14 protein-coding genes are annotated in these 13,610 nt (G+C 44.9%); all 14 read left to right on the top strand.

Annotated elements, in window-relative coordinates; all coding sequences use genetic code 11:
- Positions 1–42: 42 nt before the first annotated feature.
- A complete protein-coding gene (locus MHB43_RS26275) occupies positions 43–1,182 on the top strand; it encodes a glycosyltransferase (protein WP_091020900.1) in 1,140 nt (379 codons plus the stop codon).
- 66 nt (positions 1,183–1,248) lie between these two features.
- Positions 1,249–2,874, top strand: coding sequence for a glycosyltransferase family 4 protein (locus MHB43_RS26270; protein WP_405130767.1), 1,626 nt, complete (start codon positions 1,249–1,251; stop codon positions 2,872–2,874).
- Positions 2,875–2,888: 14 nt separating this feature from the next.
- On the top strand, positions 2,889–3,980 hold the full coding sequence (wecB, locus tag MHB43_RS26265; protein ID WP_405130766.1) for a non-hydrolyzing UDP-N-acetylglucosamine 2-epimerase: 1,092 nt from the start codon (positions 2,889–2,891) through the stop codon (positions 3,978–3,980).
- A complete protein-coding gene (locus MHB43_RS26260; protein ID WP_221820943.1) occupies positions 3,973–4,959 on the top strand; it encodes a polysaccharide biosynthesis protein in 987 nt (328 codons plus the stop codon). The genes wecB and MHB43_RS26260 overlap by 8 nt, the downstream gene beginning before the upstream one ends.
- Positions 4,956–5,783: an SDR family oxidoreductase gene (locus MHB43_RS26255; RefSeq protein WP_036605842.1), complete on the top strand. Its 828-nt coding sequence runs from the start codon at positions 4,956–4,958 to the stop codon at positions 5,781–5,783. Before MHB43_RS26260 ends, MHB43_RS26255 begins: the two co-directional genes overlap by 4 nt.
- On the top strand, positions 5,765–6,706 hold the full coding sequence (locus MHB43_RS26250; RefSeq protein WP_221820938.1) for an NAD-dependent epimerase/dehydratase family protein: 942 nt from the start codon (positions 5,765–5,767) through the stop codon (positions 6,704–6,706). The genes MHB43_RS26255 and MHB43_RS26250 overlap by 19 nt, the downstream gene beginning before the upstream one ends.
- Positions 6,703–7,419: a glycosyltransferase gene (locus MHB43_RS26245; RefSeq protein WP_339305513.1), complete on the top strand. Its 717-nt coding sequence runs from the start codon at positions 6,703–6,705 to the stop codon at positions 7,417–7,419. The genes MHB43_RS26250 and MHB43_RS26245 overlap by 4 nt, the downstream gene beginning before the upstream one ends.
- Positions 7,420–7,515: 96 nt before the next feature.
- On the top strand, positions 7,516–8,232 hold the full coding sequence (locus MHB43_RS26240; protein WP_405130765.1) for a glycosyltransferase: 717 nt from the start codon (positions 7,516–7,518) through the stop codon (positions 8,230–8,232).
- Between the two features lie 286 nt (positions 8,233–8,518).
- A complete protein-coding gene (locus tag MHB43_RS26235) occupies positions 8,519–8,848 on the top strand; it encodes a hypothetical protein (RefSeq protein ID WP_405130764.1) in 330 nt (109 codons plus the stop codon).
- An 88-nt stretch (positions 8,849–8,936) separates the two neighbouring features.
- Positions 8,937–9,707, top strand: a complete 771-nt coding sequence (locus MHB43_RS26230; protein ID WP_405130763.1) for a hypothetical protein — start codon at positions 8,937–8,939, stop codon at positions 9,705–9,707.
- A gap of 75 nt (positions 9,708–9,782) precedes the next feature.
- Positions 9,783–10,739, top strand: a complete 957-nt coding sequence (locus MHB43_RS26225) for an IS30 family transposase (RefSeq protein WP_076210700.1) — start codon at positions 9,783–9,785, stop codon at positions 10,737–10,739.
- Between the two features lie 38 nt (positions 10,740–10,777).
- Positions 10,778–12,058, top strand: coding sequence for a hypothetical protein (locus MHB43_RS26220; protein ID WP_405130762.1), 1,281 nt, complete (start codon positions 10,778–10,780; stop codon positions 12,056–12,058).
- Complete coding sequence (locus tag MHB43_RS26215) at positions 12,055–12,702, top strand: putative bacteriocin export ABC transporter (protein ID WP_405130761.1); 648 nt, start codon at positions 12,055–12,057, stop codon at positions 12,700–12,702. Before MHB43_RS26220 ends, MHB43_RS26215 begins: the two co-directional genes overlap by 4 nt.
- A gap of 280 nt (positions 12,703–12,982) precedes the next feature.
- A complete protein-coding gene (locus tag MHB43_RS26210; RefSeq protein ID WP_405130760.1) occupies positions 12,983–13,513 on the top strand; it encodes a GNAT family N-acetyltransferase in 531 nt (176 codons plus the stop codon).
- Positions 13,514–13,610 lie beyond the last annotated feature (97 nt).

Here is a 13,610-nt window from a genome sequence, read left to right as displayed (position 1 = left end):
CATCAACAAGAACCCTATCCCAAAAAATAAAGGAGTGGCGGTATGTCTCTCAAACACCGTAAAACCAAAAAGGTTCATGCACCCGTACTGAGCCTGGCTGATCAAGCGCGCAAAAATGGGCAACATGCCGGATATGACGCAGGTAAGGAAGAAGGATATCTGCGCGGTCGCGCCAACTATATTGTGAATTGTGCACAGGAACCGTTGCCTTTCCGACAGCTTCATGTGCTGTATGTATCCTCGGGTAAAGGCTTCCCTTATTCCCCGTTGGATGAGGCCATTATGGCCACGTTACAGGGTATGGTAGCTCAAGTAACCCTCTCTGATCCGCGTCAACCGGTTTCTGAAATTGCGCTGCAGACGCGTCCTGATCTTGTGCTGGTGCTGGATGGAATGGATATCCCCATCGAGCATATCGATGCGATTCGCCAAGCGGGCATTCAGACGGCGATCTGGCTGACGGATGACCCGTACTATACAGATATGACGCTGGATATTGTGACACATTTTGACCATGTCTTCACGCTGGAACTGAACTGTATCGATCTATATCGACAAATCGGCTGCGCGTCAGTACACTACCTCCCTTTTGCCGCATTCACTAATCATTACTTTCCAATTACAACCCCTTCCCCGTTAAAACGGGATGTCAGCTTTATCGGCTCGGCCTACTGGAACCGGGTATACTTCTTCAATCCGATCATGCCTCAGTTGATGTCACACAATACGGTATTTAACGGAATCTGGTGGGATCGCCTGCCTGACTATACTGCCTATGGCGAGAAGATTGAACTTGGTCGCTGGATGAGTCCGCCGGAGACCAATGATGTGTACAATGGCACCAAAATTGTCATCAACCTGCATCGATCCCACGAAGATGATTCCGTCAATAATAATCACCTCAAAATCCCGCCAGCCTCACCGAACCCTAGAACGTTTGAAATTGCCGCGTCCACGACGCTGCAGCTGACCGACGCCCGGGATGACATTGCGCGTTTCTACAAACCGGGTGTGGAGATTGAGACATATTCCTCGCCGCAGGAGTTACTCGACAAAGTGGAATATTATCTTACTCATGAAAAGGAACGCCGTGAGATTGCACTTCGTGGACTCGAACGTACACTGAAAGACCACACGTATGGCAAAAGAATTAATGAAATGTTAACCATCATATTCCCTTAATTCTGGCCGGGAGGAGGTGTGCACAGTACCCTGTATCGGATATCCGTGTACAGGGTCCGTGCGGCCATGGCAACGAAACCAAAGCTGATGTTATTTTCACATGTGTGTAATACTCGCAGCATTACAGGCGCCGAGAAGCTGCTGCTTCATTTTATGAGAGAGATCGGTGCGATCTTTGAATGTGTGCTCGTAGCCCCTCAGGAGGGGAAGCTTGCGGGGCTTGCGCGAAGATTCGGCATTCAGGTCAAAATATGCACTCTGCCGATGCTTCACGGTGTGTACACACCTTACTTGGGCATTGCAGATGATGCGGAGCATCTTCGCCATACACCAGCGTATCAGGAAGCGGTCTCCCTCATACGGGAGACTGCTCCCGATATGGTGTTAACGAACACCTGCGTTAATGTGATGCCGGCTGTAGCGGCAAAGTCCCTGCAGATTCCAGTCATCTGGAAGATTACCGAGATCATTCATACGAATGAACATACAACCGAGGCGATCCAGATGATTGGGCGTTACGCGGATTGGATTATCGGTATATCCGAGACAGCTGTAGCCCCATTCCAAGAAGCCGGCATAGGTGACAAAGTGACCATTATCTCCCCAACTTGGGAACCCGCGCTACCAGCCCCGGACCGCTGGGTTCATCTGCGCGAACGCAAGCGTAAGGAGCTCGGTTTCAAATCATCACAGACCTGTATCGGTTATATTTCTTCATTTATATATGATGCCAAAGGGTTGAAACCTTTTGTGGATATGGCCTTGAGGATCTGTGAAACGCATTCGCGTTGTCGCTTCTGGATCATCGGGGCACCATCGGATAAAAAGTATTACGACGAGTGTGTATCACGGGTGAAAAAATCCGGGTATTCACGCCGGTTTACCTTCACTACGTTTGAAGAGAACGTATCTCTGGCATATACCGCGATGGATATCCTGGTCATCCCAAGCATGGTCAAAGAAGGATTTGGCATGACCGCACTGGAGGGTCTCTATTTTGCCAAACCGGTCATCGCTTTTGCTCAGGGTGGACTGAAGGAATTAATGGAATCTGTAGGCAGTGATGCATTTCTGGCCCCGCCGGGCGATACCGAAGCGCTTGTCACCTTGGCAACAACCTTGCTGAATGATGCAGAGCTGGCCTCCACTACAGGATGGCGCAATCGGACAGAAGCGGAAAGGCTCTACGGCGTTGAAACCTACCGAACAAAATTGCATACGATGGTGACACAGTGGTTATTGCGTTTTCCCGGATGGTTTGCTTATATCCAACCTCCGAATGGACCTGTGTATGCCCATGGAGAGGGCGGACTACGCACTGTACTGGTTCTGGAGCCGGCTACGGTTCGGGCACTGTTATTCCCGCTGACCGTCATCCAGGCGTTGCCACATTCTTCATTACCTCCAATCGCATTGGGTCACGATGCTCCTGTTGCCTCAGGTACTGTCCCAGCTGCAAAGCTGATTCCACGGAGGGGCAAAACACGGAAGCGTCGTCGCAAGCCACTTGCACCTCATTCTCGCCGAGACCGTGAGGGACTGAAACGTACTTCCGGAACTGGCAAACGTAAGGGGAGACTCCGTACAACGAAGGGACCGCGTCCACATATGGGGAAATCGGCTAGTCGCAGACGCAAATCTGCCAAGGCAGGACGTAGCCGAGCAGGGCGCAAGGGTTCCAATACAAGATGAAGGCAGGGATCACGATGAAGATCATGACGGTGCTGGGTACGAGACCTGAGATCATACGGCTCAGCCTGATCATCTCCAAGCTGGACCAGTATGCGTCCAAACATATTCTGGTGCACACGGGACAGAACTTCACGGAAAGTCTCAGCGGTCTCTTTTTCAAGGAAATGGGCCTGCGCGCACCGGATTACGTTCTTCAGGATGAAGCGGCCACTCTGGGACGACAGCTATCCTCGATGTTTACGCAGATGGAAGATCTGATATTGCAGGAGAAGCCCGATAAATTGCTGCTGCTCGGCGATACCAATAGCGCATTATGTGCAATATTGGCTGAGCGCATGGGTGTTCCTGTTATTCATATGGAAGCAGGCAATCGTTGCTTCGACCTGGATGTGCCTGAAGAGAAAAATCGTAAGGTTATTGATGCCATCTCCACCGTTAATATGCCTTACACGGAACAGAGCAAGAAACATTTGGTCAGTGAAGGGGTACCAAGCAGGCGCATCGTGCTCACGGGCAATCCCATCTATGAAGTAATGCAGCACTACGACGCGCAAGTAAGTTCCAGCAAAATACTGAAAAAGCTCAAGCTGAAGTCTGGGCAATACTTCCTGGTTACTGCCCATCGAGCCGAGAATGTGGATCATGCCCCTCATTTGCTGGAGATTATGAAAGGACTGAATCAGGTCGCGGAGGAACACGGGTTGCGTGTGATCTGCAGTATTCATCCGCGTACCGCGATCCGGATTGCGGAGCATCTGCAACTGGAGATGAACCCGCTGGTGGAGTTTCACGAGCCGTTTGGATTCTTCGACTTTGTAATGCTTGAACGTCATGCACGCTGTGCACTTACGGATAGCGGTACCGTGCAGGAGGAGTGTTGCATTATGGGCGTGCCGACCGTAACGATGCGTCGAACTACCGAGCGGCCGGAAACGGTCGATTGCGGCAGTAATGTAGTCTCCGGTCTGGATGCCGCGCGCATCGCTGATTGCGTGCAAGTCATGACAAAGATGTCTAGCGACTGGGATTGCCCGCAAGGTTACAAAGCCACAGATGTATCCAGTAAAGTGGTTAAATTTCTGCTTGGAGGGAAAATGCATGTTTGAAAATAAGCGTATACTCGTGACTGGCGGTACGGGATCATGGGGTTATGAACTTGTGGCTCAACTACTGCCCCAGCAGCCCAAAGAAATTATTGTATATTCCCGGAACGAGTCCAGCCAAGTGGCTATGAGTCGTGAATTCGAAGACCCACGTCTTCATTTCCGGATTGGAGATATTCGTGACAAGGACGCCTTGACGGCGGCTTGCCAGCATGTGGACTATGTATTTCATCTGGCTGCGCTCAAGCATGTTCCGGTGTGTGAAGACCAACCGTACGAAGCACTCAAAACCAATGTGATTGGTACACAGAACGTGATCGAGGCCGCTATTGAGAACAAGGTGGAAAAAGTAATCTATATCTCAACTGACAAGGCTGCCAATCCGTCCAACTTCTATGGCATGACAAAAGCGATCGGCGAGAAATTAATTGTATATGCAAACTTGTTACACAGTGATACCAAATTTGTTACGGTACGGGGTGGGAATGTACTGGGAACAAACGGCAGTGTGGTACATCTGTTCAAGAATCAGATCCGCCAGAAAGGGCAGGTCTCCATCACGGATATGAGTATGACTCGATTTTTTCTTACGCTGAAAGATGCAATTACCTTGCTGTTCAAAGCTTCGGTGGAAAGTGTCGGTGGAGAGATCTTTGTCATGACGATGCCTACCTGCAAAATTGTTGATCTCGCGGAAGTGCTGATTGAGGATTCCGGTGTGGAGAATGTGAGCATTGTGGAACGTGGCATTCGTCCAGGGGAGAAAATTCATGAAATATTGATGAGTGAATTCGAGAGCATGACCACCGTTGTCTACGATGAGCAGTACCTGGTTATTCTTCCTACCCTGGGTATACCGGGTCTGCGTGAACATTATACCAATTGTCCCCCGGTCTCCTTTAACAGTTTCAGTTCTGAACACCAACTCATGAGCAAAGAGGAGATTCGTGAAATTCTGAAACGCGGAGGATTCCTGTCATGAAACTGCTGATACTTGGTGGAAACGGAATGGCCGGCCATATTCTGGTCGACTATTTCCGCCGTCAAGGTGTACACAGCGTCTTCTACACATCTCGGGATGTAACGGACCCCAATGGTCTGCTCCTGGATGTGAACGACAGCTTCATGGTTGATCGATTGGTAGAAGCTGTGCACCCGGATGTGATTATTAATGCTGTAGGTGTGTTGAACAACTTCGCAGATGAGGACAAAATTACTGCATATCATATTAACGGTTTCCTGCCACATCGTCTGCGTCGGGTTGCAGATACGATTGGTGCACGCCTGATTCATATCAGCACAGACTGTGTGTTCAGTGGAGAACGGGGAGCATATCGGGAAGATGATGTTACGGATGGGACTTCAGCTTACGCCATCACCAAAGCCCTAGGTGAAGTTCAGGATGAAGGTCATTTGACGATCCGTACGTCCATCATTGGACCCGAGATTCGCCAGGGCGGCATTGGTCTGATGCAATGGTTCATGTCCAGCACAGGTGAAGTCGGGGGGTATACCCGCGTATTCTGGAACGGTGTGACCACACTTGAGCTGGCCAAATGGGTAGATCATTACCTGGCCTCATCGGTTAGCGGCCTGATTCACTTAGCTCATCCGGCACCTGTCAGCAAGCATGACCTGCTTGTATTGTTCAAGCAGACCTGGGATAAGCAGGATGTGACGATTGTTCGTGATGACAGTGTCGTGCAGGACCGTACGCTGGTGTCCACTCGCGAGGATGTGAAAACAGACCTGCCGGATTATTCTACAATGCTGAAGGAGTTGGCATTATGGATGGAGCAGAGCTGAGAGGCAAGAAAGTGCTGATTACAGGCGCATCCGGTTTTACCGGGCGACATGCCGTATCTTATTTTCGGGAAGTTGGTGCAGTGGTTGCGGCGGTAGTCCGGAGGCCGAATGTGTTTTCATTTGGTAAAGGTACTCAGGTCCATGTCTGTGATCTGAATGATAAACAGCAAGTGCGTCATCTGATCGGCGAGGTGCAGCCCGACTATGTGCTGCATCTCGCTGGCAAAAATTCAGTGCCTGATTCGTGGTCTGATCCGCTACTGGTCCTGGAGACCAATGTGATGGCCGTGCTGTATCTGCTGGATGCGCTTCGCAGTTGTCCGACAGCACGAACCGTTATTGTAGGATCGCGGTTAAAATATACGCCGGAACCTGGCCAGATTCCCCAGCCTCCGCATCCATACAGCCTCAGTAAAGCGCTGGAAGAGATGGTGTCCTTGTCGTGGATGTCGCTCTTCGGACAACAGATCATGCTGGCGGAGCCAGGCAATCTGATTGGTGCGGGTCCTTCCACAGGCATCTGTTCACTGCTTGCACGCCATGTTGTTGCTTGTGAGCAGGCAGGCAAAACCGAGGCATTCCGTCTGTCCGGACGGGACAATACGCGTGACTTTCTGGATGTGCGGGATGCCGTCAGAGCATATGCGACCCTCCTGGTACACGGGTCCAGCGGTACAGTATACCCGGTGGTGTCCGGAGTCGAGCGCAGTCTTGGTGAAATTGCAGATCTGCTGTTGTCCATGACAGAAGCGGAAGTCCCTGTTCGCTGGGATGGGGCATCTTCTGGTCCGGATGGTTCGGGGAAACAGGAGGAATTATCACTGCTGCGCAAGCTTGGCTGGCAGCCGATGATTCCATTTGCCACATCACTTCAGGATATCCTGAGTGATGTTCGTGTCCAGCAAGGGAGGACGACAAGTTGAATCCAAGAGTATCCATTGTCATTCCATTCTACAACTGCCCTTATGTGCCTCAGGCAATTCATAGTGCACTGAACCAGACGTATCCCCATGTGGAGATCGTTGTTGTGAATGACGGTTCAACCCGGCATGCAGAGTTGCTTCAACCCTATCTTCCTTATATTAATGTGCTTGGCAAAAGCAATGGCGGGACGGCTTCGGCACTTAATCATGGCATCCGCCATGCTTCTGGTGATTATGTGGCCTGGCTCAGTTCGGATGATTATCTGTACCCGGATAAAATTCGTTATCAGCTGGAGTTTATGCAACGCGAGAATGTGCTCGTCTCCCATACGAACTTTCATTATATCAACGAGCATTCGGCAGTTACCAGAATGCATGGTGGGCCTGAACCGATGGCCGATCTGGATTGGCTGCGAGTGTTCGTTAACAGCAATCCGGTCAACGGTTGTACTGTCATGATCCGCAAGGATCTGTTCAGCGGAGTGGGATTGTTTGATGAGCTTCTGCCCTACACCCATGATCTGGATCTCTGGATGCGGATTTTGCTAAACGGTCATCGGTTCCCATACCTGAATGAACCACTTACTGCCTATCGGTGGCATGGGGGAATGGGATCGGTACGTCATGCGGATGTCATCGGTAGAGAGGCATCCATGGTATGGTCCAGATATCGCGAACCGCTGTTGCATCGAATAGCGACGCTTGGCGGGTAGCGTAGGGAGGGCAGTTAAGAAAGCCAAAAGATGGCTGATTAACGCCCTCTTTGCGCAGCATTTTATCTAAGACAGTAAGAGGAGGGGAAGGCCCGAATGGAGCCAAAAGTATCGATCGTCATTCCTTTTTACAATTGTGCTTATATCGAGCAGGCTGTTCACAGTGCCATTCACCAGACGTATCCGCATATCGAAGTCATCGTGGTGGATGATGGGTCAACCGAGCACGTGGAGAAGCTACAACCATTCATGGATTCCATCCGCTATATTCACAAAGAAAACGGTGGAACCGCGACAGCATTAAATGAGGGCATCAAACATGCAACAGGGGATTACTTTGTCTGGCTCAGCTCGGATGATGTGATGCTGCTGGATCGGGTGGAGAAACAACTAAAGTTTATGCGAGAGGTCAAGGCTTCATTCTGCCATGGTGCCTACCATTATGTGAATGAGAAGAGTGAATGGTTGGATACGGTGCATCCGGAAGTGGGAAGTCGTCTGGAGATGTTGCAGGTACTGCTGGAAGGTTGTCCGATCAACGGCTGTACTGTCATGTTAGAGATGGAAGCATTTGAGCGGTTCGGATTGTTCGACACTGATTTTCGCTACACCCATGACTATGAGATGTGGATGAGGCTGTTTCCAATGTATGAGCTGTTCTACTACAATGAACCTCTGATGTGTTACCGATTGCATGAGTCCATGGGGACCAAACGCCATTTCAAGGAGCTGGTTGCCGAGATGGAACGGGTTCAGGCGACGCATAGACCTATTTTGCTTAATCTGCTGTATGTGGGTGGATATTGGAAATAGAGTAGTCACGACTGGTGGATTCAGAGGTTCAAATGGGAAGAAAGTACCTTTATGCTATTACTGGGTAAGGGTACTTTTTTTGTTGAAGGAGTAAGTGTTAATTGTTTCGACTACGAGATATGAAAACTGATTTAGAATTATTATACAGGAGAATAGTTACGGTATCATTTGTAAAAAAAATCAATTTATTCAAAATATTAACTAGGAATATACTGACAGTAATCTGATGGTATACTAGTATTTTACTTATAGAAGAATGGCATCCATATTTTGGGGAGGTAAAAAATTGAAAAATTTCAAACGTGGTCTGACTGCTTTATTTGCGGTAGTAGTCTTCGCATTAACATCTGTAACTGTATTTGCTGGACCGGTTGCAGGAGGAGACTTATGGTATGATGGGGGTCAAACAGGAACCCGCGTGTTCTCTGACATCTATGATAATAATAAAGATGATGGAAGATTCTATGAGGTTAAAGCTAGTGTAAAGGTATGTTCGAGTGTAACTACGTCAGGATGGCTTCCAGATAAAGCGTATATAACTGCTGAGAGAAGTCTATGGTGTAATGAATCATCTTATTATGATTATCGGCTTCTTTCTGGTGGCGGTAGTAAATAATCCACATAGTTAATGTTTGATTATACTTAGGTGCATCAAGGATGCCATTCTTCTTGTTTCATAAATGATTGCTTAAAGGTGGTAAAACATGGTAAGGGCAATTTTTATTTTCATATTAGGTCAACTATTATTATTATCAATTATATTTAATCAGACAATCTATCCAATTTTTGAACTCAACCATCTTGGAGATGATTCGTTAAGTTCCTATAGTGTGGAAAATTACAACGGAGATAATCTGAGAAAATTATATAAGAGTTTGAATGAGCAATGTAAAATCGATAACAAATGCAAATTTCAATTGATAAAAACTCCTGTATCTAACGATAACAAAATGATTTATGAAATATATCATAGCGATTTGGCAAATCTAAATTTATTGAACTCAACTTCATCTAATAAGACATTCAATTATTATGTATTAACGGAAGAAGAGTTCATAGATAGTGATGGGGCCTTTTCCACCAATCTCGATGAAGATATATTAAACGATATCTCGAGTGATATTGGAATCGCATTGAAAGCAGATTCAGCTATGATCGAATATCAGCAGATATTTCAATCTAATTCAATTAATTTTGGGATACTTTTAATACTTTCTCAACTTATCTTTTTTATTTATACCTTTACAAGAGTAAAGGTGAATGCAGTGAAAAAGGTTCTAGGGTTCTCATCTTTACGTATGGTTATGACTTCTGTAAGAAAACTTATTTTGCTACAGAGTATTCTTATTCCGATTATATTTGGTGTACATATCGTTTATTACCTGAGTCTCAATAATATTGTGACACGTTACTTTTTCATGTTGTTTTTCTACTTGACAGATTGTAATATGAAGTGCGACACCCGCTGGAAATAAATAAATAATGGCCCATGGCCGGATTCGTGTAGAATGAAGTCACCACAACAACCATTCACACAAGGAGAATCCACCATGAGCTACAGACATCTTAGCATAATCGAGCGCAGCAAGCTAGAAATCCTCCATCGGCAAGGTCAAAGTTCAAGAGGCATCGCAAAAGAATTAGGAAGACATCCTTCGACGATTTGTCGTGAATTGAATCGTGCTACTTCATCGCAAGCCTATCAGGCAGAACAGGCTCAGAGCGCGTATGAGGAGCGTCGTAAGGCTTCTGTCTCACCTGGTAAATGGTCCGAAGTCTTAGCTATTTCCTTGGAGGAAAAACTGCAAGCCACGTGGTCTCCGGAACAGATCACGGAACGTTTCCGCATCCAAGGCCTGCCGTCGGTCTCCTTTAAAACCATCTATCGTTGGCTCTATGCCGGACGTCTAGTTCGAGGCGTGTTACAGGTCCTTCGACACAAAGGGAAGCGTCAGAAACCCACAGAAACTCGCGGTAAATTCGCTATCGGCAGATCCATTTCGGATCGCCCCAATGAGGTTCGTTCCCGAGAAACGTTTGGGCACTGGGAACTGGATACCGTCGTATCAGGTCGTGGGAAAAGTAAAGGATGCGTAGCCACGCTCATTGAACGCAAAACCCGGCTGTATACCGCCATTCTCATGCCGGATCGTACCGCTTTGTCCATGGAAATTGCGCTTGGTGTAGCCATCTCCCAGTACCCTAAAGGCACCTTCCTTACAGCCACGGCTGACAGAGGCAAGGAATTTGCTTGCTATGCAAACCTGGAAGACACACATGGCTTTCACGTCTATTTTGCTGACCCGTATTCTTCCTGGCAACGCGGTTCCAACGAAAATGGGAATGGACTACTGCGGGAGTTTCATCCCAAGGGTACCGACTTCGCTCAAGTAGAGGATGAAGATCTCGGCCACTCACTGGATCTGATTAACCACAGACCCCGAAAATGCTTGGGCTGGAGAACCGCTCACGAATCTTTCACAGAGGAACTGTCGCACTTGGTTTGACAATCTGTCACTTATTAACTATTGGGATTTTAAATCTAATGATGCTACTGATTACCCAAGTTAGCCTCAAATATATAGATATTAGTTTAATGATAAAAAATAAAGTATATTCTAGCCGATTAAATTTGAGTTTATATGCTGTGAAAATTATATTGATTTTATCAATCACAGTATCTGCCTCCATTTTTTCGCAAAATTTTGTTAAATACAAAGAGGCACTACATACGTATGATAAGTTTTCAAATCTAGAAAACTATTATACGTCCATTGGATACAATTCAGACGAGTATGAGAAAGCTCTTCAGAATAAAGATCTGCTTGTTCATTATGGGAGTTCTGTAAAAAAACTATTGCAATATTTTAGGGAATCGGATCAATTATATGTTCACAATTTTTCCAATGTATTATCTCAGCTCTCTTTTAGTTTATTAGAACGAAGAGGAACTACACGAGAAAATGTTTTGGCAGATTTCAGAGAAAATCATATCATTGTGAATGATACTTATTTAAATGCTTTTGTTGATATTCTAGACCCTCGGGGCAGACCAATTAATATGAAGAGTATCAAAGTACCAACAATTCTGGTGCCTGAAAAGCATAAGCGACATGAACAAGAAATCATTGAATACTATACAAAAAGATACAATGCATTATTAAGTTATAATGAAAATTATGAAATTGAGAACGCCAACTCTAATTTGATAAAGTCAGTGGACATTCTATATATTGCAAACGGCCTGAAACCTGAATTACTTGGTAAAGGGGACAGAGGAGAGCTTTCAGGGGAAGAGATTGAAGACCCAATTATAATCTTGGATCAGGGAGAATTTGATGAGCTATACTATTATGACCAATTAAATCAAGGAAACATCATTATCAAAGCAGACAGCAGAGAAGAATTTTCGACTCAAGTCAAAAACTTCAATTTATCGAACCTAATTATTGAAGGTTCATTGATTACACCTTTTCAAAGTCAAATAAGTTCTACAGAATTTTACATGCAACAATCCTTTATATTTGTTGTTTTGTTCTTAATTACATTAGTCTTTGTTATTTATATTTCTAATTACATTGATGTAATGTTCAATAGAAAAAATCTGGCTAACAAGTATGGTTTGGGATTTAGTGATTTTAGAATACTGAGATCACGCTTTCTAATTACACTCATTTTGTTATCTGCTACGTTTTTGAATTTCTTCATCCCATTTAATTTAATAGTATATTTATTAATTTTATTGGTAGACATTATTATTTTATTTATCCTGTATAGGTTGGTTATTGTGAGAAATATTCATAAAATATTACGGGGAGGATCATGATGCATGAAATTGAGCTTGTTAATATTGGAAAAAGTTATGAAGGTTCAGCCATACTATCTGGGATGAATCTAACCATAAATACAGGTGAAATGGTCGCCATTACAGGTGAAAGCGGAAGAGGAAAAACAACTTTATTAAATATTATCGGTTTGATTACGAGTAAAGACGAAGGAAACTTGCATCTATTTGGGCATCAGAACCCTAAAATTCATTCCAAAGAAGCAATGATGCTGAGGAGAAAGAGGATAGGGTATTTATTTCAGAATTATGGTTTGGTGGATGATGAAACTGTGCTTTGGAATCTGAGTTTGGCTCTGGAATATAAGAAGATGAACAAAAAAGCCAAGAATGAGTTGATTGATCGTTATCTGGATGAATTTGCACTCACCACACTTAAAAAAAAGATGGTGTATCAGCTAAGTGGAGGGGAACAACAAAGAATTGCCATTATAAGACTTATACTGCAAGATAGTGATCTGATTCTTGCTGATGAGCCAACTGCAAGTTTAGATGAGCAGAACGAAAAATATATATTAGAACATCTAAAAGAATTAAATAGGAAGGGAAAAACAATTGTGGTTGTTACGCATAATACCAATATACTCACTTACTTTGATAGAGTCATTCGTATTGAAGAATTATAAAGTACAAATTTAGAAAAAAATTTTTAAAAAAATGAGGAAACATATAATTGTTGTTAGAAAGGTAGGTTCCTTGTCATGTTAGGGACCTACCTTTTTTGTTATTCACTTATTTTTCAATTTTTGATTGCTATAAGGGAGGGCTCTCTTTTTGGTGAAAAAGTGGTAGCATCCTGTGGTTTTTTAATATAATGATTATAAGTTGAGAAAAGAAGGGACTGGACTATGCGCAGATATCAATATCTTAAACCCAACTATTAATAAACTAATGGAGGTAAGAGTATTGATTACAGAGTTATACACAGAACGGTTATATTTGCGAAAAATGAACGTATCGGATGCGGCCAGCTTGTTTAAAATTTGGTCTGATCCGGATGTAACTAGATTTATGAATATCACTCATTTTACGGATGAAAATCAAGCTATAGCCATGATTAATCTTCTGAATGATCTTTCTCAGGAAAACAAGGCCATTCGGTTCTCTATCTTTGCGCAAGAGTCCAACGAAATCATAGGTTCCTGTGGTTATAATTCACTGGATTTTGACAATCTTAAAGCAGAAATTGGGTATGACATTGCCAGATCACACTGGGGGAAAGGATATGCTACGGAAGCGATCTCTTCTTTGTTAGCTCATGCATTCTCGACTATGAAGCTGAATCGAATGGAAGCAAAGGTTGATCCCGGTAATGTGAATTCTATCAAGCTATTACAAAAGCTCAATTTCACATATGAAGGTACTCTCAGAGCATACGAGAGGGTAGGCGAAACGTTCAGTGATCTGAATATGTATTCCAAGTTGGCGACAGATTAAAACGATCTGTAATAGCGTGTTCTCGGTCCGTTAGAACACATTTGAAGCGAGCAAGGGGTGTCCTCAGTCATTCATATGACAGATGGGACACCCCTTG

The organism is Paenibacillus sp. FSL H8-0317 (genome assembly GCF_045040685.1).
Lineage (GTDB): Bacteria > Bacillota > Bacilli > Paenibacillales > Paenibacillaceae > Paenibacillus.
This window is presented reverse-complemented; position numbering and strand designations above follow the sequence as displayed.

Coding starts and splice junctions, on each gene's coding strand:
- MHB43_RS26215 (WP_405130761.1), top strand. CDS start 12,055: ATGATGCATGAAATTGAGCTTGTTAATATTGGAAAAAGTTATGAAGGT.
- MHB43_RS26270 (WP_405130767.1), top strand. CDS start 1,249: ATGGCAACGAAACCAAAGCTGATGTTATTTTCACATGTGTGTAATACT.
- wecB (WP_405130766.1), top strand. CDS start 2,889: ATGAAGATCATGACGGTGCTGGGTACGAGACCTGAGATCATACGGCTC.
- MHB43_RS26225 (WP_076210700.1), top strand. CDS start 9,783: ATGAGCTACAGACATCTTAGCATAATCGAGCGCAGCAAGCTAGAAATC.
- MHB43_RS26255 (WP_036605842.1), top strand. CDS start 4,956: ATGAAACTGCTGATACTTGGTGGAAACGGAATGGCCGGCCATATTCTG.
- MHB43_RS26240 (WP_405130765.1), top strand. CDS start 7,516: ATGGAGCCAAAAGTATCGATCGTCATTCCTTTTTACAATTGTGCTTAT.
- MHB43_RS26260 (WP_221820943.1), top strand. CDS start 3,973: ATGTTTGAAAATAAGCGTATACTCGTGACTGGCGGTACGGGATCATGG.
- MHB43_RS26220 (WP_405130762.1), top strand. CDS start 10,778: ATGATGCTACTGATTACCCAAGTTAGCCTCAAATATATAGATATTAGT.
- MHB43_RS26275 (WP_091020900.1), top strand. CDS start 43: ATGTCTCTCAAACACCGTAAAACCAAAAAGGTTCATGCACCCGTACTG.
- MHB43_RS26250 (WP_221820938.1), top strand. CDS start 5,765: ATGGATGGAGCAGAGCTGAGAGGCAAGAAAGTGCTGATTACAGGCGCA.
- MHB43_RS26230 (WP_405130763.1), top strand. CDS start 8,937: ATGGTAAGGGCAATTTTTATTTTCATATTAGGTCAACTATTATTATTA.